At 48.1% G+C, this 24,856-nt stretch carries 20 protein-coding genes and 1 tRNA gene; 11 read left to right on the plus strand and 10 right to left on the minus strand.

Translation table 11 applies throughout. The features are described from left to right. The first annotated feature begins 75 nt into the window (after positions 1-75). The gene (locus HMPREF0201_RS12910) at positions 76-1,293 is read left to right on the plus strand and encodes a DUF2235 domain-containing protein (protein WP_016537148.1); all 1,218 of its coding nucleotides are present in this window, start codon (positions 76-78) and stop codon (positions 1,291-1,293) included. A gap of 830 nt (positions 1,294-2,123) precedes the next feature. Here HMPREF0201_RS12910 and HMPREF0201_RS23065 read toward each other — a convergent pair. The 4 genes from HMPREF0201_RS23065 to HMPREF0201_RS12925 are packed head-to-tail and all read right to left on the minus strand — an operon-like array spanning position 2,124 to position 6,199. Beyond that, positions 2,124-2,615, minus strand: coding sequence for a Mov34/MPN/PAD-1 family protein (locus HMPREF0201_RS23065; RefSeq protein ID WP_071704140.1), 492 nt, complete (start codon positions 2,613-2,615; stop codon positions 2,124-2,126). Beyond that, the gene (locus HMPREF0201_RS12915; protein WP_016537150.1) at positions 2,605-4,362 is read right to left on the minus strand and encodes a ThiF family adenylyltransferase; all 1,758 of its coding nucleotides are present in this window, start codon (positions 4,360-4,362) and stop codon (positions 2,605-2,607) included. The genes HMPREF0201_RS23065 and HMPREF0201_RS12915 overlap by 11 nt, the downstream gene beginning before the upstream one ends. Further along, a complete protein-coding gene (locus tag HMPREF0201_RS12920) occupies positions 4,355-5,632 on the minus strand; it encodes a nucleotidyltransferase domain-containing protein (protein WP_016537151.1) in 1,278 nt (425 codons plus the stop codon). The genes HMPREF0201_RS12915 and HMPREF0201_RS12920 overlap by 8 nt, the downstream gene beginning before the upstream one ends. A gap of 24 nt (positions 5,633-5,656) precedes the next feature. Next, entirely contained in the window at positions 5,657-6,199 is a 543-nt protein-coding gene (locus HMPREF0201_RS12925; protein WP_115586354.1) for a 3'-5' exonuclease, read from the minus strand. Between the two features lie 504 nt (positions 6,200-6,703). Here HMPREF0201_RS12925 and HMPREF0201_RS23535 point away from each other — a divergent pair. The 5 genes from HMPREF0201_RS23535 to HMPREF0201_RS12950 all read left to right on the plus strand — a co-directional run bounded on the left by HMPREF0201_RS23535 (position 6,704) and on the right by HMPREF0201_RS12950 (position 13,248). Continuing rightward, positions 6,704-7,201 carry a transposase gene (locus HMPREF0201_RS23535; protein ID WP_368656446.1) on the plus strand — a complete coding sequence of 166 codons (498 nt, stop codon included), beginning with the start codon at positions 6,704-6,706 and terminating at the stop codon, positions 7,199-7,201. 260 nt (positions 7,202-7,461) lie between these two features. Beyond that, positions 7,462-9,042 (plus strand): SAVED domain-containing protein, encoded by a 1,581-nt coding sequence (locus HMPREF0201_RS12935; protein ID WP_039898398.1) that lies wholly within the window; start codon positions 7,462-7,464, stop codon positions 9,040-9,042. Between the two features lie 891 nt (positions 9,043-9,933). Beyond that, positions 9,934-11,166: a pyridoxal phosphate-dependent aminotransferase gene (locus HMPREF0201_RS12940; protein WP_016537155.1), complete on the plus strand. Its 1,233-nt coding sequence runs from the start codon at positions 9,934-9,936 to the stop codon at positions 11,164-11,166. Then, positions 11,162-12,610 (plus strand): Na+/H+ antiporter NhaC family protein, encoded by a 1,449-nt coding sequence (locus HMPREF0201_RS12945; protein ID WP_055696399.1) that lies wholly within the window; start codon positions 11,162-11,164, stop codon positions 12,608-12,610. The genes HMPREF0201_RS12940 and HMPREF0201_RS12945 overlap by 5 nt, the downstream gene beginning before the upstream one ends. A 5-nt stretch (positions 12,611-12,615) precedes the next feature. Further along, on the plus strand, positions 12,616-13,248 hold the full coding sequence (locus HMPREF0201_RS12950) for a helix-turn-helix transcriptional regulator (protein WP_016537157.1): 633 nt from the start codon (positions 12,616-12,618) through the stop codon (positions 13,246-13,248). Between the two features lie 46 nt (positions 13,249-13,294). Here HMPREF0201_RS12950 and nfsB read toward each other — a convergent pair whose 3' ends face one another. From nfsB to HMPREF0201_RS12965, 3 genes are read right to left on the minus strand one after another with little or no spacing between them, the layout of a single operon-like run. Further along, complete coding sequence (gene nfsB, locus HMPREF0201_RS12955) at positions 13,295-13,948, minus strand: oxygen-insensitive NAD(P)H nitroreductase (RefSeq protein WP_039898400.1); 654 nt, start codon at positions 13,946-13,948, stop codon at positions 13,295-13,297. 57 nt (positions 13,949-14,005) lie between these two features. Continuing rightward, positions 14,006-14,311, minus strand: coding sequence for a putative quinol monooxygenase (locus tag HMPREF0201_RS12960; RefSeq protein WP_016537159.1), 306 nt, complete (start codon positions 14,309-14,311; stop codon positions 14,006-14,008). Position 14,312: 1 nt separating this feature from the next. After that, positions 14,313-15,320 (minus strand): zinc-binding alcohol dehydrogenase family protein, encoded by a 1,008-nt coding sequence (locus HMPREF0201_RS12965; protein WP_016537160.1) that lies wholly within the window; start codon positions 15,318-15,320, stop codon positions 14,313-14,315. A 111-nt stretch (positions 15,321-15,431) separates the two neighbouring features. Here HMPREF0201_RS12965 and HMPREF0201_RS12970 point away from each other — a divergent pair, with 111 nt between their 5' ends. Continuing rightward, entirely contained in the window at positions 15,432-16,352 is a 921-nt protein-coding gene (locus tag HMPREF0201_RS12970; protein ID WP_016537161.1) for a LysR family transcriptional regulator, read from the plus strand. Here HMPREF0201_RS12970 and HMPREF0201_RS12975 read toward each other — a convergent pair. Continuing rightward, entirely contained in the window at positions 16,349-17,986 is a 1,638-nt protein-coding gene (locus tag HMPREF0201_RS12975; RefSeq protein WP_039898403.1) for a methyl-accepting chemotaxis protein, read from the minus strand. The genes HMPREF0201_RS12970 and HMPREF0201_RS12975 overlap by 4 nt on opposite strands. Before the next feature lie 200 nt (positions 17,987-18,186). Here HMPREF0201_RS12975 and HMPREF0201_RS12980 point away from each other — a divergent pair, with 200 nt between their 5' ends. The 4 genes from HMPREF0201_RS12980 to HMPREF0201_RS12995 all read left to right on the plus strand — a co-directional run bounded on the left by HMPREF0201_RS12980 (position 18,187) and on the right by HMPREF0201_RS12995 (position 22,477). Beyond that, complete coding sequence (locus HMPREF0201_RS12980; RefSeq protein ID WP_016537163.1) at positions 18,187-19,641, plus strand: AMP nucleosidase; 1,455 nt, start codon at positions 18,187-18,189, stop codon at positions 19,639-19,641. A gap of 21 nt (positions 19,642-19,662) precedes the next feature. Continuing rightward, positions 19,663-21,444, plus strand: a complete 1,782-nt coding sequence (locus HMPREF0201_RS12985) for an aminopeptidase P family protein (protein WP_016537164.1) — start codon at positions 19,663-19,665, stop codon at positions 21,442-21,444. Positions 21,445-21,575: 131 nt separating this feature from the next. Next, positions 21,576-21,651: transfer RNA gene (locus HMPREF0201_RS12990), tRNA-Asn, on the plus strand. Between the two features lie 199 nt (positions 21,652-21,850). Next, positions 21,851-22,477, plus strand: coding sequence for a hypothetical protein (locus tag HMPREF0201_RS12995; RefSeq protein WP_016537166.1), 627 nt, complete (start codon positions 21,851-21,853; stop codon positions 22,475-22,477). A 103-nt stretch (positions 22,478-22,580) separates the two neighbouring features. Here the strand turns inward: HMPREF0201_RS12995 and HMPREF0201_RS13000 are convergent, their stop codons facing one another. Both HMPREF0201_RS13000 and ldtA read right to left on the minus strand, forming a co-directional pair. Continuing rightward, entirely contained in the window at positions 22,581-23,765 is a 1,185-nt protein-coding gene (locus HMPREF0201_RS13000) for an SEC-C domain-containing protein (protein WP_115586353.1), read from the minus strand. An 84-nt stretch (positions 23,766-23,849) separates the two neighbouring features. Beyond that, on the minus strand, positions 23,850-24,776 hold the full coding sequence (ldtA, locus tag HMPREF0201_RS13005) for a L,D-transpeptidase (protein ID WP_039898407.1): 927 nt from the start codon (positions 24,774-24,776) through the stop codon (positions 23,850-23,852). Positions 24,777-24,856: the final 80 nt, after the last annotated feature.

The following is a 24,856-nucleotide window of genomic DNA, read 5'->3' on the forward strand; positions in this document are numbered from 1 at the left end:
CTAATAAAAAAATTTTTATTAATCTGTGAAAAACATTATCAGAATTATCTTAATAAGTATAAAACATTAAAAGGGATGCTGAACTTGGGGAAAAATATCGTTGTTTGTTGTGATGGTACTGGTAACGAAGTGAATGCAGAACTGTCAAATGTTCTTAAACTTTACCGTGTTATGAGTATAAATAATACTCAAGTAGTTTACTACAACCCAGGCATTGGTACTATTGGGCTACATAATCCATGGCAGCGATTCAGACAGAAAGTTCGTGGTTTGTTTGAGTTAGCCACGGGTTTTGGCCTGGATAAAGACATTCTTAATGCTTATCGTTATCTTTGTGAGAACCATATTAATGGGGATAAAATATGGTTATTTGGTTTTAGCCGAGGAGCTTATACAGTGCGAGTTCTGGCGGCATTTGTGAATATGATAGGGCTTCTTAGCAAGGACCAGTTAAATCTTGCTGAATATGCGTTAGCTGCATATAAACGGGCAAGCTCATATGGCTACACAGAAGCACAATATGCCGAAAATTCAAGTGAACCTAAACGATCTTCCTCTGCATTGGCTGATGCTTGGCATCTGGCCCGTGTAACCAGAACCCGCAAGGTCCAGATCGAATTCATTGGAGTCTGGGATACAGTATCCTCTGTATTTGCACCTAAAAAATACGGCTTAATACCTTGTATTGAGAATCTACTTTACACCCAGAAAAATCCTATAGTTAAATGTTTTCGCCAAGCGATCGCTATTGATGAACGTCGTAGGATGTTCCGTTTACATCATTGGAATGATCCACAACCCTTTAGAGAGAAATCTTTTAATACTGAGAGTGACGTAGAACAGAACATCAAACAAGTCTGGTTTGCTGGTGTACATGCAGATATTGGAGGAGGATATCCAGAAGCAGAAAGTGGCCTGTCAAAATTTCCTCTCGCTTGGATGATAAAAGAAGCTCGTGATTGTGGCTTACTTGTTAATCAAGCAAATATAAATCGACTGGTATTTGGTAAGCCCCGGAAAGGTAGCAAATACTTTTATGTCGAACCTAATGCAACAGCAAAATTGCATGATTCATTAACTTCATTCTGGAAAGCATTGGAATGGATACCTAAGAAGCTGACAACGAGGGAGTGGGAAAATCGCAGGTCATGGTTAGGATTTTATTTCCCTAGAGGTGAGCCTAGATTAATTCCTGAGGGTGCCTTGATTCATAGTTCAGTTCGCTTAAGAATGAAACTGTCTGGATACAAACCTATTAACCTTCCCCACCGGTATGAGTATACAGATGATTAACTCCTATTATTAATGTTGTAACAGCCAGAATATATTAGGGTGTAGACTTACTATATTGTCCTCTCAGGACATGCCTATTTACACTCTCTTATGCAGATTCCCTATAAGACTAGGGTTGAAGAAATATATTATGGATAGAATCAAAATGTATATTTCTGTTGATGTTGATATACCTAAGCTTATACTCGAAATATTTAGCCTTCTTTTCATCGGACCCTGTCTTTTTGAACGGTAACTCTCTTGAACAGTCTGTAGAAAATTAGATCTTTTTTGTAATCAGAGTCTGACTGTACAACTCGGTGTGATATATATCCGATTTATCAGAGCGGTATTTATAACTACTGTGGTTAACCTCGATTAAGTGGTAGAGTATATCCACAGGATATACACGCCCTGATTTTTCAGATTAACGAGAACTGTTCAGGGACTCTGACGAAGAGAGCACTAGCTTTTTAATATTTTTCTCTCTATTTCAATATGTTGTGGCTTTTTATTCAACAAACGTATTTCAATTTATTCCCAGGTAATAGAGAAGATTTCTTTTTTCCTGTCACTCGTTCTGTAATTGTCTAACAATCAGGTCATTATTGAAAGGCCTTAATCCATGCTTTTGCTACTTCAACAGCTGTGTAGTTCTGTTCGACAAGAAATTAAGCCGGTTCACGTTTGAACTGCGCACTAAAATCTAATTTTTCATTGAAGCGGTTGTACTGTTCTGAGGTGAGCATGTCACCTCTGTCTTGGTGGAAAAATTCAGTATTTCACTTCATCGTTCCTTAGCAATTAAGTATTGGCAAAGGATAAAATTTTTTAATTTGATTATACGACAATCATTTTTTTAAAGCTTCACTATAAAATTCATTTTTATAGACCCATGCCTTTATCCCATCTTGACATAATGAAGTTCCAACTATAATAAAAATAGGAGATCTTATAATCTCTTTATTCATAACATAGAATCGCTCAATACTAATTTTATCTTGATATGACAACTTAGGGATTTCTTGGGGGTGAGTGTGCCAATAACCTGCAAAAACTAAACCATTTCCTCTCGCTAGGTTCTGTTCTGATTCACATCTATTAGAATTGAACTCTACCCAATTTTTTGAGGATTTATCATCTGGATGTGGTAACGTTGCGGAAGTTAGCCATAATCCATTGTTGAATGAGATATCTATAAATAACTGCCCGCCACATTCATTTTTATTATTGTATTGCCTATGCGAATCAAATACATCGTAAACATCTTTACTCACATGCAATTCAAAATCATATTCATTCCAATCCCAAATCCATGCTAGCGTGGGGATATTATTTGTCATGCCATTCATTTTTAATCACCATACTTTCAATATTGTCAGCTATCTCAGGACCTATGTATTGACCGCCAGACATAATAATTTTTCGACTTTCAGTAACAAAGGAGTTCCATGTATTACATTCCAAGCTGTCATTTTTTTCCAAAACGTTTAATACGGATTTTGATACCATGCCTGCAATCTGTTGAATGCTTAATGAGCTCCCTGGAATGAAACCTACACCACAAGCAGGCAATTTATGATATCCATTATTCTCCCAATGAGTAAATTTCTTTATGAAATTCCCCCTTCGATCAAATAAATGTCTCGCATCGGCAGTTTTTGTTTTATCACTACATATAACATGGCCAACGAAAGCGAATGGTTCTACCCAAGCTTGCACAAATGCCATATCTTTAATCTTAGATTTCATTTCCCAAAGAAAATATTCATTTGACCAGTCAGCAGAAGTTGAAACAATACAATCATATAAATTGATATTAATGTCTTTATAAAAGAGTGCTTCATAAAAAGTTTTTGGAATCGCTGTTATTAGAGCTGTTGGTATGCAAGACTTAAGATGGCTTTTAAGGGCTATAGATTTATTTTTCCCTAGGTCGTCAATTGTTAATATATGCCTACCTAAATTTGAATCATCTAGAGAATCAGGGTCAACAATTGTCAAATCAGTTATGCCTGAATGTATTAGTTGTGATGCAACGTGACTCCCAAGTGAACCTGCACCTATCAGGAGAACTTTTTTTTTGGTATTTTCTTCAACTTTAAAATCTTTTGAACGTGAAAAAATAACTTCATTATCAAGAATGAAGGTATCAGTTATTAGTAACTTATCTTTTTCACCAATCAGGTTTGCCTGAGGTTTTTTTTTCGCCTTCCTTAATCCAAAATTAAATGTCTGATTATCTCTAACCCCTTTCCTTTTAATCAAAAATGATATTATGCTAACAGGCTCTGAATTAAATATCTCAAGTATCACCCATCTTAATGGATAATTAGAATCATTTTCTAACCAATCTTTAAGGGCTTGAATATCATTGCCATTAGCATGACCTGAGAGCCAATCAACTAGACCAAGGGCAGTTGGTAATTTTACATTTGGTGTAGATGTAAGTTTCAAATAAAAAGCCCCCTTTGCAGCATCAATTTTCTTTTTAGATGGAGAAACCTGCCATTGATAGTGTTCTAAAATTTTTATTTCTTTGTCTGAAATCCAAATTTCTTCCCTGCCTGATGTATCACTCTTAGATAAAGTATACAATGGTGCTGAGATTTTTGGCTTATTTAGAAGAATTAACCTCTGCTTACTTAATGCAACTTGCATGCCCCAATAACTAATGATTTCACTATCAAACTCATTTTTTATCTGACTAGAATTTTTATACTCGCAGACTAATGAGATGAGTTTGCCGAGTCTATAGAATGTATTATCTATAACCTCGACAGGATCACCATATACAGCCTTATCTCCGCCCCCAAACAAACAAACGAAATCATCTAAGATATGAGGCCATTCTAACCATGGACTTGGTATTATGGATAATATTAATGCTACACTGGGGAAGTTTTCACTGAAGCCTATTTGTAACCTCCTGTTTATCCCTAAATAATCAACTGGTAGGCTTAACTCAAATCGTATCACTTCCTTTTTATTTATTGCATCAACCTCAATTAGATAGCAATCACTAAATATTTCATTAAGCCTTTCTACACCTGCCTGAATGGCAGGTGTAATTTTATTAGTCTTATCCAAGGCGTTCGACCGTCCCTGCGTTAGCTTGACCTGTCCCTGATAACGTACCAAAAGCACTAAGTACCGTTTTATTCAGCGTTTCGCCAGATTTCCTTCCCGGTAATGTCCAGGACCTGCCAAATTCTTTTGATATCTCATTTATCATAGATTGTGGGACACCAAATTTATCACTAACTTCCTGCTCAAATCGATGCTGTGTTCCCCAATCGCTCAAACCCAGTGCTATATCAGTGATAGCATCAGCATGCCATTCATAAAAAGCAGACATGTACATATCACCTTCTCCGTTATTTCTATTCCATTTTTCAGCAAAGTTCTCACCTTCATCACATGGATTTAATACTTGGTATTCATTATTTACATAATTAACATATTGAGTCATATCCGATACAATTGAGAACATTACATCGATCGGTCTCATTGGTTTTGACGCAGATCTTAACGCAATATTATAATAAGCTTGGGTTGCTAGTGTTGTAATAACCGCAGAAATTGGTCTATAAAGCTCAGATGAAGAACGAATAGCCCAGCGATCACGATGCCTTTTCAATAGTTTAATCGTTGCGCCAAGAGGGTGAGAATCTGTATATTCTTGATATTGGGGAATAGGATCCATTGTGGATTTAGCAAATTCTTCATTGCTAACAATACTATCCATAGTTCTTGTTGATTCAGAGATCATTACAATTTTTTCAGTGCTGACACTCTCAAGCCATTGGGAATAGGAGCGCGGCGAACTTGCTTTCCAACCATCTACCCTATCTGGAACAAGCAGTTTACCATATCCATCATCTTCATTATTGCCATAGGTTTTAATAGCAGGTGTTATATCAATATGAAAACCAGGATTTTCATCAGAATAAACGATTCTGATACCTCGTCTCAGTTGCTCTGGTTCAGCCTTAACAGTTGACTCGGCTTTAAATAAAGCTTCAATTGCAAGCAACACATCCTCCGAGCTTGAGTTTGAGGCGTTAGGTAATAGTATGATAGCATCTGCATCAATAGTTGCCATATCACCCTTGGCCTCAGGGGCAGGTTTGACAGTAGTCTTCAGCCCAATGGATCCTTGGATAAATATATGAGCCCCGGATAAAAAATACTCTTGAGCTTTATCTAGGACTTTTTGTAATTGAGCATATCGGCTTTCAATTAAATCATATTGTGTTTGACTTAAAGATATTTTTTTAGAGGCTTCGAGGAGCATCTGCTCCCAACTATTTACTTGTGTAGAATCTTGTGCTGTAAAGTCTAAAACTTGAGAGCTCATGTTAATCTCCTAATGAAAATGATATTATTTTTTTGAAATAATACTAAATATTTCCGATTGATATATCGCATCCTTAAGAGCATCATGGCTTGCCATATTTTTTGTTTTTAATTTAATATCTATTTTACTAGATTTAGTTTCCTGCCAAAGTGTCCCAAACCTTCCCATGTAATATGATTTGATATCTAACGCTGTGAACCCAAATGGATTTTTTCCAATATGTTTTATGAATGCATAATTAATAAATGACCAATCAAAAGCAGCATTGAACCCAACGAAAACTAAGTTTTTTTGTTTGAACTCACTTCTCTCAAGCCAATTACTAAAGAGCTCCATGGCGAGAATTATGTTTCTCCCATTTGCATTCAAATAGTCAATATCTAACCCAGTTACGGCAAGAGCATCATCCTCAACCAAGCCTCCCTGTGGTTTAACTAAGCAACTGAAATTATCTTCAGGTTTTCCAACTACACAGGCACCGATACTAATTAGATCATATACCCCCGGGATGGGCCCAGTTGTCTCTATATCAACAGATATATATACTTCAGGATAGAGCATTGACATCGTAAACTCATTTTAGTTAATTGAGATCAACCCTTTATGAAAAATAACAAATCAACAAAAAAAGTCAATTAATCAATAGGCGCCCCAATCAAAAAAGTGCTAACATTTTGTTTTTTATAATCTTTTAAATAGAAATCGGCTTTGTTGGATATAGATAAACCAAACTTTTGCTCAATGGTAAACCCAGCCTCCTACCAACACCGGGAATCCTATGGAAAATCAGAATCTTAAAATCACTAACTGGAGCTCTTACAACGAGGCCCTTATTAACTGTGTCTTTGCCAACTTCTGGCTAGACGATAAATCTATTAAGGCATGGTATTAGTCATCAACGCCTTCATCATAGGGAAGACCACGACGCTATTCTGACCTTGCCATCATGACTGTATTGGTTATATAGCACGTATTCCGGCTGAATCTTCGGGCTGCATAGACTGATTCCATTTTTTTAACTAATGGATTTTCCCCTACGGGTCCGGATTACAACAGCCTCGCCAGCACGGAATGCCTGATAACACAAGTCTTAGAAAGACTAGCCGAAGTGAAATCGTCCATTTGGTAATAGATTCAGCAGGGGTGAAAGTCGTCGGTGAAGATGAGTGGAATATCATTGAACACGATAAAGTGCGCCATCGCACCTGGCGAAAGCTGAGCCTTGCTGTAGGTGCAAAAACGCATGAAATTACTTGTTCTAACCTATCGCCGGACAATGTGACGGAGGCAGGAGTCTCACCGAAATTTATACGAAATACCCACCCTAAAATCAGCTCAGCTAAAGCGGATGGTACTTACGATACGCCGTTATGTCACAAAGCACAGTGGATTAAGAGCATCAGGGCGCTGATGACCCGCAAGGGGCGGAGACAGCATCGTACTGTTGCGAATCAGCCTCTGAGCGGGAGTGATTCGTGCCGTATGAACAACAGAGTATGCCCGCCGTTGGATAGCCGAAATAGCTATGTCCGAAGTGAAACAGTTATTCGGTGGTTAACCTGGTTGTGACCTTTATTCTCTTGAGCTATATTAATAGCCTGCTTCCAAACATATTGAACTATGGGATGGCGCGAGTATCGTCTGACAGCAATAACCGGTTAAGTGTATGCTTATCCAAAAGCTGATTTAGTCAACAAAGCTTTCCAGCATGAAATTGTTGATATTTTTGAAGGCACAACATAATATTTTACTATATTGCAATCTCGATGCCTGCCAAAAGCAAAGTCATATTTATTTGAGTCAAATATAAATTTGATCGGGAGCCTAAAATGAATAAAAATGAGTTACTTAATCAAACTAATTACCCTCCTCTTGAAGATGAACAATCAATTACAGAATTCTCGTGTTTTATAGAAACTGAAATAGAATGGGATTGTGTTGACGTAATCAGTGATGAAGGTAGTTCAAATATAATTATTACCATGATTGACAGAGATGTTGTAAAATCTTGCTTTAGATTAAATCTACCACCCGACGAATTCATAGAAGTTATAAAAAAAATTGCATGCGATAAGACAGTAAGACTTTCATATCTTCAAGGTAATAGTTTCTCATCTCAAGATCTTTTAAGTTTCGAATCAATCCAAGCTATATATCTGCGTACTAGAGGGCAGTCATCTGAAGTGGACTTTCTAGAATTAGCTGAATTCCTTGTAGCTGCAGAAAAAGGGAGTAGGGAAAAAGGTAGAGGGAAAGATTTCTCAGTTGAAACTATACGAGCTGTGAATATGGCTAGCCATAGCCGTTGCATGTTTATTGGATGTGGCGAGCATTTAAATGTAGATGAATTGACAGGACGGGAAGGTAATTACTCTTACCTAGCTCATAATGTTGCTTCTTCTGAGAATGGTGAACGTGGTATTCCTGTTTTATCAAACTTGCTTTCAAATGAACCAAGTAATATTCTTTTGTTGTGTGATAAACATCACCGATTAATAGATCGTGTCGCGGCATGTGATTACACTGCCGAAATATTATCGACTATGAGAAGCAGGTTTATTAGAGATGCTGATGAACTTCTTAACGGCCTTAAGTATCAGCCGATACCGGTCTACTCGATTTTATGGCCCATAAACACTAATGTTGCATCGCCACCGAACAAAAAAGAAATTTCAGCATGCCTCTCTACACTTAATATGAAAATGAGTGGTGTAGTCAATAGCATCTACGATAGTAATGATTCTACTCGGGAAGATCCAGAATCTCATAAGTATATTATGCCCTCTAGCATAAAAATGGCTGCAGATAAAATCATTCAGCAAACAAGAGATTCTGGACACCGTGCAGCATTGTTTGCTTTTGGTCCAACACCTGCTTTAGTCGCACTAGGAGCATTTCTTGGAAACAAAAGTCAATATACTCCTATGTTGAGATACCGAGACGGTGCCTGCTGGAAGTGGCCTTCTGCCACTTCAGCTGGAGTATTTTATGATAGAGATGGATTTGATGCTCTAGAAAAAAATGAAGAGGTTATAATATGCATAGCTTTTACTGCATTTCCTGAAGCTATGGTGATGACAGCAAAAAGATTGAGCGAAAAGCTTGGCATAAAAATAATCACGTACAAACCGAAAAATAATTTTTTCGATAACGGCGCGATACCGCATCCCACTGATGGAGTTCTTTTCTCCTCAAGGCTTAACTACGACTTCCATACTTTAAAGTCGCACTTCGGTGTAAAAAAAATGCATGTTTTAATTTGTGCATCTAATGCGGCATCTGTATTTATAGGACAAGCATTCGATTTGCACCATCCAGAAATGATAGTTTACGATTTTAAAGATGGGAGTATGCAACCAATCTTATCATTGATGAATGACTCAACTCGCACGACGATAAATTACTACTGACTATTAAGCAAATGTCCTTATTGTAGGGATTTATACTAACATTAGTTATTAGCGAAATCTCTTTTTTTTTGTTCTATATAGCGATTGCAGAAGCTCTGATTTTTTTAGATTTATGTACCCTATCACTATTGGTGGTCATCTTGGTGGTCTTGACAGGAGAGGAATTCAGGTTTAGCTTATTTATTAGCCGCCTACTGGCAAAGGCGATCCCAGTCAGAGGAGCCATATTTGAGAAGCCCGCTTAAGGAAACTTAAGCGGGCTTTTTGCTTTTGGCTTCGCCAACCTCCCCTCCTCCTCCCCCACTGCCCTCCACCGTTTAAACCGCACACAATCTTTTGCATCCTGAAAGCAGAGCAATGTATAATAATATCTAAACATTTTCCCTGGTGTTGCTCAGGTCGTTGACCACCTGATCCGCAGACGTGTTGGCGTGGCGGGTCAGGTTTCTTTTCATAATGATTAGAAAAACAAATGATTAGCCACGGATGGATCTTTACGGGCAGGGATGCCTGGCGCATTGTGCGCCCGATCCTTTGATAAGAATATATGATGTTTTTCTTCGTTTGCTCCCCATGTTCAATGTCTACATCAGCCAAAGCGATTTACAGGGCATAAAACCGCTCGCCGGATAAGCATTAGATATGGTGCAACCTGGCCACTCGCTCAACGTATTCGCCGCCCCAACTCTCCGCCAGAGTGCTGCTTTGCTCACTGCATGAAAAACAAACCCCACCCACCTCCGTTTTAATTAATGAAAGCTAAAAATATACCCCTTAAAAACACGCATTCCGTTTTCTTATAATAAACATTTATCGTGTTGATAATTTTTTATCACCGTGTTTTAGTCCAAATCAATTAACGCCAATTTAATTAATTGAGGGCTAAGTGCCATGCAGGATATTCGTAAAAAGATGATCCCGGAGTTTAGCGTATTGCAGGGTGGGCTCTTTAGCAGCGTAAAAAAAGCGGATGTCGGCACCGCCATACTCGACTTAATGAATAACGGCGTGGACATGCTTTGCTGGGCGGATCCCTTTTTCCCCGACCACGTATTACCCCAGCATATTGCCGATGCCGTAAGCCAGTCGATGGTTAACGGAAGCGCCAGCCATTATACAATGCCGATTGGCAACCCTTATTTAAAAGAGAAAATAGCCGAGAAACTGAAGCGTTATAATCATTTAAATGTCGATCCGCAGCGCAATATTCTTATCACCCCAGGTTCTGACTCCGGGCTGCTCTTCGCGATGATGCCGTTTATTAATGAAGGCGATGAGGTTCTGATCCATGCGCCCTCTTATCCGAGCAATTTTCTAAACGTAGAGCTGCTCGGCGGCAAGCCGGTTTCCGTGGAGCTGAAGGCGGTAAATAACTATCAGATAGATATTGCCGCCTTCGAAGAAAAGCTGAGCGTAAAAACCAAAATGGTGGTGCTCACCAACCCCAATAACCCTACCGGGACGGTATTCCGCCGCGAAAGCCTGGAACAGATTGCGGACTTTGTTATCCGCCATGACCTGGTGCTGGTGGTTGACCAGGCGTTTGAAGACGCCATTTTCGACGATATTGATTTTTGCTCTGTGGCTTCGCTACCCGGTATGTGGGAGCGCACGGTTAGCGTATTTTCGTTTTCCAAAGGCATGGGGCTGAGCGGGTTCCGCGTGGGCTACCTGGTGGCGGACGACCGGATTATGGACGTGCTGTTTGGCTGTACCGTTAACGTGCTTGGCGCCACCAACACGTCGTCGCAGGCGGGCATGCTGGCCGCGCTGGATAAGCCACAATTTATGGATGAATACATTCAGATATTCGATGCACGCAGAAAAAAAGTCTTTGAGATAATTAATTCAATCCCCGGAGTTTCCATGGCGTTGCCGGAAAGCGGATTTTTATCCTGGATAGATATTTCCAGCTTGGGAAGCTCCGCGTTTATCTGTGATTATTTATTAGAACACGCCAGGGTCATTGTTAATGCCGGTACGCCGTACGGCGAAGGTGGAGAAGGTTTTATCCGCCTGGTTCACGGCTGTTATAAAGATGACGACAAGCTATATGCCGTCCTCAATAAAATAAAAGACACACTCACTTTATTAGCGCAGCACCAGGGGATAAGCAATGATTGAAAATGAACTCACCTTTCACGGCGGGAAGAATATTGCACTCTTGCCGATAGCACTCTTTATTATTTCATGCTCGCTGTTTTTTTCGGTTTACCACGTTTTTGATTTAACCGCGCTGGCGATGTGGGCTTTTATTGCCATTATGATCGGGGCTGTTTTTTCCCGCAACGTCAATGAATACTGGAGGGCGGTCGTTTCTCAGGGTATCGGGAGCGAAATGGCGGTGACTATCGCCACCATTCTTTTAGTCATCGGCATGTATGCAAAAATGATTGCCCAGTCCGGCGTGGCGGACAGCTTTGCTTTGCTGGCAAGCCACCTTGGCCTGCATGACGGAGCCTTTACCCTGTTTACCTTTGTGGCCGTGTGCGTGGTCTCAACGGCGACCGGCACCTCCATCGGCACCCTTTTTACCGCCTTCCCGGTTTTCTACCCTTCCGGCATTCTGCTGGGCGCTGATCCGGTGGTGCTGGCCAGCGCGATCCTGTGCGGCGCAATTTTTGGCGATAACATCGCACCAATCTCGGACACCACGGTAGCCTCTGCCTCAACCCAAAGCTATACCCATCGCCGCGGCAGTGCGGAAATAGCAGGCGTAGTGGCCGCGCGTTTCCCGTTCGCGATAGTCAGCGCTCTGATTGCCTGCGTATTTTTCTATCTGTTCGGTACTCACAGCGGCCCGGTTCCTTCTCTGCCGGTCACCCATCACGACCAGGCTTCCTGGCGTAGTCTGTGGATGCTGGTGCCTATGGCGGTTCTGCTGCTGGTTGCCATGAAGACACGCAACATCTTCAAGGCCATTCCTTCCGGGATCTGCGCCGGGATTGTGATTGGCCTGCTGGCCGGTATTTTTCACCTCCAGGACATCTTCACGCTGGATAACGGCAACGCCGGAGGCTTTCTGTATAAAGGGTTCAGCGGCATGGTAAGCACTATTTTGTTCGTGCTTTCCCTGTTCGGCATTATCGGTATTCTGCGGGCCAGCAACACCATGGAGCGTATTTCTTCCGCGATATGCCGCAGCCGTCTGGCTCAGTCTTCACGCGGAGCGGAATGGTGCATTGCCGTCGGATCTATTGTTGCCACCGCTTTAGTGGGCGGCGTGACCAGCGCCTCTATTCTGGCCTTTGGCCCGGTAGCGAGCGAAATTGGCGCTCGCCGGTCGCTGCACCCTTACCGCCGCGCGGTGCTGCTGGACTGCTTCGCGATGACGCTGGCCGCCATCCTTCCCTTCCTGAGCGCGTTTATTTTTATCGTCACCGCAATTATCAGTTCGCTGCACAAAGACTATCCGTTTATTAACGACGTCAACCCGATCGCTCTGTCGCTGACCTCGTTCTACCCGCTGGCGCTGTTTGTGGTGATGTCGTTTGCCATCGTCGTGGGCTGGGGTCGCCGCTATGAAAATAGCCGGGGCGAAGCCGTTACCCAGCCGGAGAAAGAGTAGCCAATATGACTCAGGATGAAATTATTAAGTCATGGACTCCGATGGTTGATTTTATCGCCCTCACCTATGGCGAACATTGCGAAGTGATTTTGCATGACCTGCGAAATATCGATAAATCCATCGTCGCCATCAGCCAGAACCCCATTTCCGGGCGGCAGCCTGGCGGCACGATTACCGATTTTGCGCTGAAAATCATTCAGGACAGGTTGTGGGAAGACAAGGACTTCATCACGAACTACAAGGGCCGGATCCCCGGGAAGTCTGAAAATCTGCGATCCTCAACGTTTTTCATCCGCGATGAAGAAAACGAGATCATCGCCATGCTGTGCATGAATATCGATCTCACCCCGCTTTCAATGGCGAAGAAGGTGATTGAGGGATTACTGTTCACTGAGCAGGAAAACAAAGTTGATGAGGAAACGTTGAGCAGCCTTTCGATGACCGACATGCTGCACGAGCAGATTTCTGATGTGCTGAAAACGTCTCCCCGCTCCCCCGCGCTGCTGGTGATGGAGGAAAAGAAAGAGATAGTCCGCAAGCTGAACGACAAAGGTGTGTTTTCGCTTAAAGGAGCGGTAGCGGAAGTTGCAAGGCGGCTTGAAACCTCCGAGCAAACTATTTACCGCTATCTGAAATAGTGGATGATGCAGGCGAGCCAGCAACGGTTCGCCTGCAACACGGTAATTACAGTTCGGTCAGGATTTGGCTGAACTCAAGGCGGGATTTTGGCAGCCCGGCGTTGAAATCTTCCACGCTGCGGTAGCCAATCGGCACGATAACCGAACTGGTGAATCCTTTCTCGCGCAGGCCAAACTCTTCGTCCAGAATACGGGCGTCAAAGCCTTCAATCGGCACTGCATCAATGTTCAGCGTGGAAACACCCAGCAAGAAGTTGCCCACATTGAGGTAAACCTGCTTCTCCATCCAGTGCTGGGCGTCTTTCAGGTCAAAGCGGTGCATATTGGCAAAATAAGAGCGGCCTTTATGCTGGCCTTCCATCGCCTGCTGGCTGGCAAAACGCCCGTCTGCCTGTTCTTTTTCAAGCAGGGCTTTCAGGTACGTTTCATCGACGGTGGTTCTGGTGCAGAACACCACAACGTGAGAGGCATCCAGCACTTTGCGTTCGTTAAACACGTAAAAACCTGATGTGGATTTTGCAATACGCGCCTTGCCTTCTTCGCTGCTCGCCAGAATGAAATGCCACGGCTGCGAGTTGGTGCTCGACGGGCTGAGGCGCAGCAGATTTTTAACTTTTTCGATCTCTTCGGCGGCTATTTTTTTAGAAGCATCGAAGGCTTTGGTCGCATAGCGTTTAGACGCTGCATCAATAATATTCATCATTTTTCCCTGTGGATTTCTTAATTCCGCGGCGGCGGGCGGGCCACCGCAGGCCGATTAAATGTCTACCGCTTCCAGCGGCACCAGCTTCAGAGGCTCCGCCAGCAGGTCGTCCATCTGCTTAACAAAAGCCTGGAAGTGCGGTAACGAGTTATGCAACTCAAGCGCCTGTTGCCCGCGCCAGGACTCGCGAACGTAAAAGGCGTCCGGTTCGTCTTTAAGCTGGAACAAAGCGTAATCCAGGCAGCCCGGCTCTTGCCGGCTCGGCGCCACCAGCGCCTTTAATGCCGCTTTGAGGTTCTCCCTCTGCCCTGCTTTCGCCTTCAACATGGCGATGATCGTCAGCGTTTCCGTGCTCGCCATGTTAAAACCCCTCCAGCACGATTTTGCCAACGGCACGGCCGGTTTCCAGCAGCTCGTGGGCACGCCTGAGGTTGGCGGCGCTAATTGTACCGTAATGTTCGCCCAGAGTGGTTCGCAGCACGCCCTGGTCGATAAGATTTGCCACGCGAGTCAGGAGGTTATGCTGCTCGATGATATCGCTGGTGGTAAACATGGAGCGGGTAAACATAAATTCCCAGTGCAGCGAAATGCTTTTCGCTTTCAGGGCACGAACGTCCAGCGCGGTTGGGTCGTCAATCAGGGCGAATTTCCCCTGCGGAATAAGGGCTTCGATCAGTTGGCCGTAATGCTGCTCGGTATTGGTCAGGCTGGCAACATGAGTCACCTGCTTGATGCCGATGCGTTTTAGCTCTTCGGTCAGCGGCTTGCCGTGGTCAATCACGTAATGCGCGCCCAGTTCGGTGGCCCATTTCTGACTTTCAGGGCGAGAAGCCGTGCCGATAACGGTCGCTTTTGTCAGCTTACGAGCCAGTTGAGTCAGAATTGACCCCACGCCGCCCGCCGCGCCAACAATCAGCAGCACGTCATTTTCGCTGCCGTTTTCCTTAATCCCAAGACGGTCGAACAGCATCTCCCAGGCGGTGATGGCCGTCAGAGGCAATGCCGCAGCGGCGGCGTTATCAACGGATTTGGGCTTCAGCGCCGCAATACGCTCGTCCACCAACTGATATTCGCTGTTGCTGCCTGGGCGAGTCAAAGACCCGGCATACCAGACTTCGTCTCCCGGCTGGAACAGGGTTACGGCCTCGCCGACTTCAACCACTTTGCCTACGGCGTCCCAGCCCAGTACACGAGGCTCGCCGCCCGCATAACCAGCGCGAACTTTGGTGTCCACCGGGTTAACGGAAATAGCGTTAACTTCTACCAGAATATCGTGGCCGCCAGCCTGAGGCCTGGGCAAAGTAATATCCTGTAGCGCTTCGAGATTGCTGCCGTTTTCGGCGGCACGGGTAATAGCGATAGCTTTCATAGCGACTCCAGCGAGGTAATGGGTTCATCAATTTAGTAAAATCATGGTACAAGGAGCGCTAAACGCGAAAAACAGGCGCCAGGAAACAACACTTATACTCGGAGAGTGAAAATGCTCAGGCTGGAAGACCTTACTCTGTTCGTCAGGGCCGCGGCGTTAAACAGTTTTAGCGATACCGCCAGAGAGGCGGGGCTACAGCCCGCCCAGGTCAGCACCGCCATTAAGCGGCTTGAGCAAAGCCTCAATATTCGCCTGTTTGCCCGCTCCACCCGCAGCCTGAGGCTGACGCCGGAAGGCGAGGCCTGGCTGCCGTATGCGGTACAGGTACTGCAAACGCTTGAGGCGGGCTATGAACAGATCCAGCCGCCCAGCGACGAGGTACGGGGCATTTTACAAATCGCCGTGCCGTCCGACCTCGGGCGCAATATGTTGCTGGCGGTGTTCCAGGCGTTTCGCCGCAGCCACCCTGCCCTGAGCCTGAAAATCCTCTTTTCCGATCAAATAACCGATGTCTTTAAAGATCCGGTGGATGTGGCATTTCGCTACGGCAACAACGACGATGCCTCATTTATTTCGCTCCCGGTTGCGCCAGAAAACCGCCGCGTGGTCGTTGCTTCTCCGGACTATATTGAACGCCACGGCGAGCCAAAAACCATCAGTGATTTAGCCCAGCACAACGCGCTGACCTACGTTTTGCGCGGGCGGGTTTATGACAACTGGACGTTTACCCGCCACGGCAACAAGCACCACGTAGCGGTAAAAGGGACGATGATGAGCGACGACGCGGAGGTTATTCACCGTCTGGCGCTCCACGGCGAAGGCATTACTTATAAATCGTGGCTGGATGTGGCGGAAGATGTGCGGGCCGGGCGCTTAAAGCTGCTGCTGCCCCAGTACGAGGGGGACAGCATTCCGCTGAACCTGATTTGCCCGCACCGCAAACAGCTCTCTGCCACGGTGCGGCTGCTGCATGAGGCGGTAAAAGCGCGCTGCGAAATTGAGATGCGCACCCTTCCCGCCGTTAAAGATTAGAACGCCACCCAGTCATCCGCCGCCGCGCCCGCTGCGGCGGGTTTAGCTAACGGCTTAACCTTTGCTTCAGGAACAAAGTTTTCATCACGCCCGGAGAGGCGGAAGCGGGCAACCGCTTTCTGCAATGTTTCCGTCTGGCCTTCCAGCGCCGCCGCCGCCGCCGAAATCTGCTCGACCAGGGCGGCGTTTTGTTGGGTCACGCTGTCCATCTCGCTGACGGCCACGCTGACCTGCGAAATCCCCTTGCTCTGCTCGTCGGTCGCGGAGGCAATTTGCTTCATGATTTGCGTGGTGTCGGACACCGCCTTAAGCACCTCTTTCATGGTGTTGCCCGCCTCGTTGACCAGCGCCGAACCGCTGTTGACGCGGCTGACCGAATCGGCAATCAGCGTTTCGATTTCTTTTGCCGCACCTGCGCTACGGCTAGCCAGGTTGCGCACTTCACCCGCTACCACGGCAAAACCACGGCCCTGTTCGCCCGCGCGTGCGGCCTCAACGGCGGCGTTCAGCGCCAGAATGTTGGTCTGGAAGGCAATGCTGTTAATGACGCTGGTGATTTCGCTGATTTTTCTGGAGCTGTTGGAAATCCCTTCCATTGTGACCACCACGTCGCCCACCAGCTTGCCGCTGCGGCTCGCGGTTTGAGAAGCCTTCTCGGCAATGCTGCTGGCCTGGCGGGCGTTCTCGGCGTTGAATTTCACCGTTGCGGTCAGCTGTTCCATGCTGGCGGCAGTTTCTTCCAGCGCCGCCGCCTGCTCCTCGGTGCGCGACGAGAGATCGTTATTGCCGGAGGAAATCTCCGCCGAGCCACGATAGATGTTTTCCGTGCCGCTGCGGATGGCGCTAACCGCCTCGCGCAGGCTGCTTTGCATCTCGGCAAGCAGCGGGAACAGTTTACCCACGCAGTTGCGGCCAAAATCCTCTATCGGGTGGCTCAGGTCACCTTTGGCGATTGTCGAAAAATGCTCGCGAATGCGATCCAGAGGCTTGACCAGCAGGTTAACGAGGTAGCGGTCGGTAAACAGCAGGATCAGCAGCCCAATCACGATAGCCACCACTACGGTCACCTTCATCAGGCGCGTCAGCCCGTCTACCGCGACCCTGGTGCGGTCCAGCCGCTCTTCGGCTACCGAGGTGAATTTACTGCTGCTGGCACCAAATGCCCGGCTTAACGGCGGGGTCACCTGCGTTGCCTGCTGGCGATAGTCCGCAGCCGAACCCTGCTGCGCGAGCTGCATCTGAACGGCCACGCCGTTATCCAGCAGCTTCTGCCATTTGTCGATAACGTCTGCAGAAACTGCCGGGTCCATTGGCCCTGGCGAAACGCTTTTCAGCCGCTCAAGTTCTTTTTTCATATTATCCAGCGCTTCCTGCACCGGCTTAAAATCTGTGGCTTCTCCGGCGGCTTTCGCCTCCATCACGCGTGAAAGGCGGGTAATAAAACGGAAATACTGGTCGTTACCCTTGCTTAGAATCGTCATCTGGGACACCAGCTGACGGTCAACGGCGTTGCCGTCACCGAGCTTAGCCAGCGAATAGACGGTAAACACGCCCACGGCAGACCACAGCAGGCAAAACAGCCCCAAAACGGTAAGCATCACCCGGCGTACGGTAAAGTTCTTTAACATTCCCATGTGTATCCCCAATTCGTTATTGTCGTTATCCCATTTACCTCGGGTATCACTTTGGTTATCGGCAATGCCTGCCCGGGTATTCATCTATTTGTGATGATTTTTTTATGAGGCACACAACTCGGGCCGTCTTCCCCTTCCGTTCTCGCCACGGCATGACATACTGAGGGTCTAACCCGGTTTGAACCGGTAAAGGAGAATCAATGGATAATAACGTTGCAAATCAGGGGCTGACGCCTGCGCAGGCTCTGGAAAAGCTGGAAGAATTGTACGAAAACTCGGTCGCCGCGCTGCGCGATGCAATAGCCCTCTATACCCAACAGGGCACGCTGCCGGACGTTGACGCCCGCTCCGACGGCCTGTTCGTTTACCCGGAGCTGCGCGTAAGCTGGGACGGCGTTCCCAGAGGCCCGAAGAACACCCGCTCCTACGCCCGTTTTACCCATTCCGGCAGCTATACCACCACGGTAACGCGCCCGGCGCTGTTCCGCAGCTACCTCAATGAGCAATTAAGCCTGCTGTGCGAAGATTACGGCGTCCACATTGAAGTTGGCCCGTCGCAGCACGAAATCCCTTATCCGTACGTGCTGGACGGCCTGAACCTCGACCGCACCATGAGCGCGGGGCTGACGCGCCATTTCCCGACCACCGAGCTGGCGCAAATTGGCGACGAAACGGCGGACGGGCTGTTCCACCCGACCGAGGCCTGGCCGCTTTCGCACTTTGATGCACGCCGCGTTGACTTCTCGCTGGCTCGCCTGCGCCACTACACCGGCACGCCGGTTGAGCACTTCCAGCCCTTTGTGCTGTTCACCAACTACACCCGCTACGTGGATGAGTTTGTGCGCTGGGGCTGCCAGCAAATTCTTGACCCGGACAGCCCGTATATCGCGCTCTCCTGCGCGGGTGGCACCTGGCTGACCGCCGAGACGGAAGCCCCGGAAGAAGCGATTTCCGACCTTGCCTGGAAGAAACACCAGATGCCGGCCTGGCACCTGATCGACAAAAACGGCAGCGGCATCACGCTTATCAACATCGGGGTTGGCCCCTCCAATGCCAAAACCATCTGCGACCACCTTGCGGTACTGCGCCCGGATGCCTGGCTGATGATTGGCCACTGCGGCGGCCTGCGCGAAAGCCAGCAGATTGGTGATTACGTGCTGGCACATGCCTACCTGCGTGACGACCACGTGCTCGACGCCGTGCTGCCGCCGGATATTCCTATCCCGAGCATCGCCGAAGTACAGCGTGCGCTTTACGACGCCACCAAACAGGTCAGCGGCATGCCGGGCGAAGAGGTCAAACAGCGCCTGCGTACCGGGACGGTGGTCACTACCGACGACCGTAACTGGGAGCTGCGTTATTCCGCCTCGGCGCTGCGCTTCAACCTTAGCCGCGCGGTCGCAATCGATATGGAGAGCGCCACGATTGCCGCCCAGGGTTACCGCTTCCGCGTGCCTTACGGCACTCTGCTTTGCGTGTCCGATAAGCCGCTGCACGGCGAGATAAAACTGCCGGGCCAGGCAAACCGCTTCTATGAAGGGGCGATTTCCGAGCACCTGCAAATCGGCATTCGGGCCATTGATCTCCTGCGCGCCGAAGGTGAGAAGCTGCATTCGCGCAAGCTACGCACCTTCAACGAACCGCCGTTCCGCTAACAACAATAATAAGGAAACTGGATGCAACACACCTCCACACTCGCCGCACTGCGTGCGCTGCTCACGGAGCGCGAACTGGACGGGATTATCGTCCCGCGTGCCGATGCTCACCAGAGCGAAGACTGCGCCCCACACGACAATAAACTGGCCTTTATCAGCGGCTTTACCGGCTCGGCCGGGCTGGCGCTGATCCTCGCCGACCGCGCCCTGCTGTTCGTTGATGGCCGCTACCAGGTACAGGCTCGCCACCAGGTGAATTTGCAGGAGTTCGACATTCATCACCTGCATGATGAGCCGCTGCACCTTTGGCTACGCGACAATCTCCCCGCAGGAAAACGTATCGCCTTCGAACCGCTGCTAATGGTGAACAGCCAGTACGAAAATCTGCGTACCAGCGGCTGCGACCTGGTGGCCGTGGATGACGATCCGCTCGATGCTATCTGGCTCGATCGCCCGACAGCACCCTGCGGAGCCATTAGCGCCATGCCGGAGGAGCTGAGCGGTGAAAGTTCTGCCTCAAAACGCTCTCGCGTGGCTCAGGCGCTGAATAAAACCGGTGCCGATTTCCTGGCCCTGACGCTGCCGGACAATATCGCCTGGCTGCTGAACGTGCGCGGGTCCGATATTGCGATGAACCCCGTCCCGCACTCCTTCGCCCTGGTGAGCGCCAGCGGCGACATCGAGTGGTTTGTTGATCCTGCCAAACTGCACGGGCTGGATAACGCCGCGCTGGCAGGGATCACGTCCCAGCCGATGGAGGCTTTTATCGGGCGCTGCCAGCAGGTAGCGGCGGGAAAACGCATCCTTATTGACGCCGATTACGCGCCCGTGGCGGTTCGCTTCGCCGTTGAACAAGGCGGCGGCGAGGTGATATGGGCCGCAGACCCGGTAACGTTAATCAAATCCAACAAGAATGAAACCGAGCTGGCGGGCTACCGCAGCAGCCACGTTGATGACGGCGTAGCCTGGGTGAATTTCCTGGCCTGGTTAACCCGGGAAGTTCCGCTGCGCGAGGCCGCAGGCAACCCTGTAACGGAGCTGGAAGCCCAGGAAAAACAGCTCGGCTTCCGCCAGCAGAGCGCTAACTTCACCGAGCAGAGTTTTAGCACTATTTCCGCCTCGGGCAGTAACGCCGCAATGTGCCATTACCACTCATCCCCGGAAACCAACTTCGCGCTAACCGGCGATCGGTTCTACCTGAATGATTCCGGCGGCCAGTATTTCAACGGCACCACCGACGCCACGCGCACCCTTAGCTTTGGCGAGCTGGACGCGAACCGCCGCCTGCATTACACCGCGGTGCTCAAAGGCTTCCTGGCGCTTATCTCCCTACAATTCCCGCAGGGTACTCAGGGCCACCAGCTGGATGCGTTTGCCCGCGCCCCGCTTTGGGCGCTGGGGCTGGATTACGACCACGGCACCGGGCACGGCGTTGGCCACCGGCTGATGATCCATGAAAACCCGCACCGCATGGCGAAAAAGGTGAACCCGTGGCCGATGCTGCCGGGCAACATCATCACCATCGAGCCGGGCTATTATCTGGCGGACCATTACGGTATTCGTATTGAAAACCAGGTGGAAGTCGTCGCTTCTCAGCCCGGCTTCTGCAAGTTTGCCTCGCTGACGCTCATCCCTATTGACCTGGCGGCGGTAGATTTTGATTTACTGAGTACCCAGGAGATAGCCTGGCTTGATGATTACCACCGGCAGGTGCGCGAGACGCTCTCCCCTCGCGTTGGAGAAGAAACCCGCCGCTGGCTTGCTTCAGCTACGGAGCCGGTCAGCGTTCAGCGCAGCCGGTAACCGCTCAAAGGCCGCAGAAATGCGGCCTTTTTCATTGATTTGCTGGATTAATCGGCAGTTGAGCGCATTTCGCCAAAACAGGCTTTGACAACCCGCCCCCCCGCCGTTAATATGCGCCCCGTTCACACGATTCCTCTGTAGTTCAGTCGGTAGAACGGCGGACTGTTAATCCGTATGTCACTGGTTCGAGTCCAGTCAGAGGAGCCATATTTGAGAAGCCCGCTCAGGGAAACCCGAGCGGGCTTTTTGCTTTTGAAAAACTCATTCACCTGCCGCGTTATCTCTTTTTACTCCCCAGATATAAATCAATTGATTAACATCAAAAACTGCCATCAAAACCGGCTATTGGATCCACGGTCAATACAGTATGTTAAATCTTTAAACCAAATGGATCGGGAAAATACTGATGGCAGCAGTTTCGATAAATAAAATAAGCGGTGCGATTATCTCCGGGATAGAAAAAGCGCAGATGGACTACGCAAAAATGTCTGGCGGCGAGTGGGTATGGAATGCCGCTGAATATGTCCTGACCACGTATATTGCCAAAGAGATCGATTCTCTCGAAGGCAGTAAATACGTGACGATTGAGCATAGCGGCCTTGCCGCCGTGGGCGACGCAGGTGCAATTGGGCCAGGGCCGAAGCCTTTAAAAGCAAGGCTAAGAGGCCGTTTTGACCTGGTGTTATGGTGGGCAAATAGCAAGCCGAGAGCCGTGATTGAAGTGAAAAACCACCCTTCAGGGCCAAAAGGATGGATTAAAGATATCGATCGTATTGCTGCCGTGCTGGATATGCAGAAAGACAATTCTTCTTTTAACTTTGGTGCTTTTGCCTATTACTATTCGGCTCGGGATGGAAGACAACTCAGCGCCGAAGAGAAGATAGCCGGCAAGCTTGAGAGAATGAAAGAATTCGTAGCCTCACAATTATCTGATAAATTCCGCGTAGAGCAGGTAGAGTCCGATATACACAACGAAGGTGAATACGGTGCCTGGGTGGCGGCCTGTATCATTATAAAACGCGTAAACCAGTAGCTACTGGCCTTATGGCAGAAAACCCGCACAAAGAAACTGATACGGGTTTTCTTTCTCTATCATGGTGCCTGACTCAAGCCTTGCTCTTTATCCCCCGGTCAGCTCAGGGGAATGGTAATATCTGATTTATTTTTTGAGGGATGATATTCGCCGGGAAGATCTGATTTTCATAGGGCACCGCACAATTGACGTCCTGAGCTAACGTTAACAATGCATTTTGATGATCTTCACTTAATGCATGCCACCAGCTTAAAGGGAAATAAACATTTTCGTTCCACCCGAGTATTGCCCAGCAGAAGAATGCCATGATGTCCTGCAAGCTTCGGCTAAAAAGCTGTGCCAGAAACTCAGCGGCAATAGTCTGCTCCGGCAGACAAGAGATTATCCACGCGCCATTTCCTTCATACATGACTGTAGAAATGGAAAAATGCTCTAAATGGCAGGTAACCCTTCCCCCCTGAATTTGCTCTCCGTTCAGTGAGTAAAAAGGCGAAAATGTCCCGCTGACGGCCAGAAGAGGTGGGCCGTCAAACGTTACCATCCAGCCAAGAAGTTTGCCCTCAGGTTGCTTAACTATTTCTTCAAAACGATCTTTAATGCGTTTAATAAACATTAAACCGAGTTTTTGCTGTTCAAGCGTATGTTGAATGTTTCTCTGAATATAAAACTGCCAGGGTAAGCTATAACCATTATCGGCAAAATCTCGCTGCGCCAGCGTGCCTTGTATTGCCGCCATTTTTTGATAATGCTCATGGCAAACCGCTCTGTAAGAAGAGGCCCAAAGACATTCCGCCGTTAACGCTACGGGAGCATCTTCTATACACTTGAACAATTGCTTATCATGTTTACCGCAAAACCCGCGAAAAATCGAAGCTGAGCTGGCGACACCTCGTTTGACCCTCACACCGGACAAATCTCCGACTTGCTGATAAAGACTGCCAACATGCCCATCCTCTGCCATCAGGCTCAGGACGCCATTATTCTGGATGGTGTGCGCTTCAACAATATTACCCTGCTCACAATTTTCACTGTCAAAGCTCGCGCTGCAAAAACTTTTCTTTTTAAAAGTTCGTATGCGAATACCAATCTCATGGCCTTGATTAAATTTGGCAGCACTCTCCCGCTTTTTATGACAATCTTTATGAAGCTTCCCGCTTTGGCACCAGCAAGGTTGATCGTCACCAAGGCGCATTATGGCAATTAATTTCTGAGTGAACTCTATTCTCTCATCTTGAGTCGCCAGTGAACTCAGGACATCTCTCAGTGCTAATTTAAAGGCTTGATCCATAAATCCATCCCTGAAAGCAATGCTCATCACACAGTAAATTTAATAGTAGTAAAAAACCTCAGTAATAACGGGAAGCCGTTTTACTTAAAGCGCCCCAGCAGCTGAACCAATTTGCACCGGCATACCGGAGCGGCGGTTTAGCGCCTCGCTGACTACTACGGCATTTACGCCTGCGGCCTGGGTTTCGTTACGCAGTACGGTGGTCATCGGGAGCGGGACTTTTTTGTCTGACTCAAACTCCGCGCGGTTGCGGGACAGCGGCTCGTGGACTTCTAACCAGCGTTTGCCGTCCGGCTCGACGGTGACTTTTACCGGCTGGTCTATCAGCTGCACGCGGGTGCCGACCGGCACGTTGTCGAACAGGTATTTAATATCGTCGTTGCGCAGGCGGATGCAGCCCTGGCTAACGCGCAGGCCAATGCCGAAGTTGGCGTTGGTGCCGTGAATGGCGTACAGCTTGCCGATGTAAATGGCGTAAAGGCCCATCGGGTTGTCCGGCCCCGGCGGCACAAAAGCAGGCAGCGTTTTGCCCTCTTTGGCGTATTCACGGCGGGTGTTCGGGGTTGGCGTCCAGGCCGGAGCATCCTGTTTACGCTCCACGCGGGTGACCCAGTTGCGCGGGGTTTCACGCCCGGCCTGGCCGATGCCGATAGGCAAAATCTCAACTGTGTTGCTGCCCTTCGGGTAGTAATAAATACGCATTTCGGCCACGTTCACGACCAGGCCTTCGCGCACCGTATCCGGCAGGATCACCTGCTGCGGAATAACCAGCTGCGTGCCCACTTTTGGCAGGAACGGATCGACGCCGGGGTTAGCCTCCAGCATATTGCTGAAGCCCTGGCCGTACTGGGCGGCAAAGTGCTCAAGCGGCTGGGTATTACCCTCCGGCACGGTGATGGTAATTGGCTGGCCCACCAGGCGGCTGCCTTCCGGCGGGAGCGGATAAGTCACGGCCAGAGCGCTTTGGGTTACCGCTGCCAGCGCAAAAGCGAGGCTGGAGAAACGAATCATAATTTCCCTGTTATTAAACATGATGTGATTAGGCTAAGCATAACCGCCGTGGGCGTTTTCTGTAAGCCTTGCGGGGAAAT

This window comes from Cedecea davisae DSM 4568 (genome assembly GCF_000412335.2).
In the GTDB taxonomy this organism is placed as follows: Bacteria; Pseudomonadota; Gammaproteobacteria; order Enterobacterales; family Enterobacteriaceae; genus Cedecea; species Cedecea davisae.

Excerpts from the sequence above, each read along its gene's own strand:
- HMPREF0201_RS12985 (WP_016537164.1), top strand. The coding sequence starts at position 19,663 with ATGCAACACACCTCCACACTCGCCGCACTGCGTGCGCTGCTCACGGAG.
- HMPREF0201_RS12920 (WP_016537151.1), bottom strand. The coding sequence starts at position 5,632 with ATGAGCTCTCAAGTTTTAGACTTTACAGCACAAGATTCTACACAAGTA.
- HMPREF0201_RS12935 (WP_039898398.1), top strand. The coding sequence starts at position 7,462 with ATGAATAAAAATGAGTTACTTAATCAAACTAATTACCCTCCTCTTGAA.
- HMPREF0201_RS23065 (WP_071704140.1), bottom strand. The coding sequence starts at position 2,615 with ATGACAAATAATATCCCCACGCTAGCATGGATTTGGGATTGGAATGAA.
- HMPREF0201_RS13000 (WP_115586353.1), bottom strand. The coding sequence starts at position 23,765 with ATGGATCAAGCCTTTAAATTAGCACTGAGAGATGTCCTGAGTTCACTG.
- HMPREF0201_RS12940 (WP_016537155.1), top strand. The coding sequence starts at position 9,934 with ATGCAGGATATTCGTAAAAAGATGATCCCGGAGTTTAGCGTATTGCAG.
- HMPREF0201_RS12910 (WP_016537148.1), top strand. The coding sequence starts at position 76 with ATGCTGAACTTGGGGAAAAATATCGTTGTTTGTTGTGATGGTACTGGT.
- HMPREF0201_RS12995 (WP_016537166.1), top strand. The coding sequence starts at position 21,851 with ATGGCAGCAGTTTCGATAAATAAAATAAGCGGTGCGATTATCTCCGGG.
- HMPREF0201_RS12975 (WP_039898403.1), bottom strand. The coding sequence starts at position 17,986 with ATGGGAATGTTAAAGAACTTTACCGTACGCCGGGTGATGCTTACCGTT.
- HMPREF0201_RS23535 (WP_368656446.1), top strand. The coding sequence starts at position 6,704 with ATGCCTGATAACACAAGTCTTAGAAAGACTAGCCGAAGTGAAATCGTC.
- ldtA (WP_039898407.1), bottom strand. The coding sequence starts at position 24,776 with ATGATTCGTTTCTCCAGCCTCGCTTTTGCGCTGGCAGCGGTAACCCAA.
- HMPREF0201_RS12960 (WP_016537159.1), bottom strand. The coding sequence starts at position 14,311 with ATGGCGAGCACGGAAACGCTGACGATCATCGCCATGTTGAAGGCGAAA.
- HMPREF0201_RS12950 (WP_016537157.1), top strand. The coding sequence starts at position 12,616 with ATGACTCAGGATGAAATTATTAAGTCATGGACTCCGATGGTTGATTTT.
- HMPREF0201_RS12980 (WP_016537163.1), top strand. The coding sequence starts at position 18,187 with ATGGATAATAACGTTGCAAATCAGGGGCTGACGCCTGCGCAGGCTCTG.
- HMPREF0201_RS12965 (WP_016537160.1), bottom strand. The coding sequence starts at position 15,320 with ATGAAAGCTATCGCTATTACCCGTGCCGCCGAAAACGGCAGCAATCTC.
- nfsB (WP_039898400.1), bottom strand. The coding sequence starts at position 13,948 with ATGAATATTATTGATGCAGCGTCTAAACGCTATGCGACCAAAGCCTTC.
- HMPREF0201_RS12925 (WP_115586354.1), bottom strand. The coding sequence starts at position 6,199 with ATGTCAATGCTCTATCCTGAAGTATATATATCTGTTGATATAGAGACA.
- HMPREF0201_RS12970 (WP_016537161.1), top strand. The coding sequence starts at position 15,432 with ATGCTCAGGCTGGAAGACCTTACTCTGTTCGTCAGGGCCGCGGCGTTA.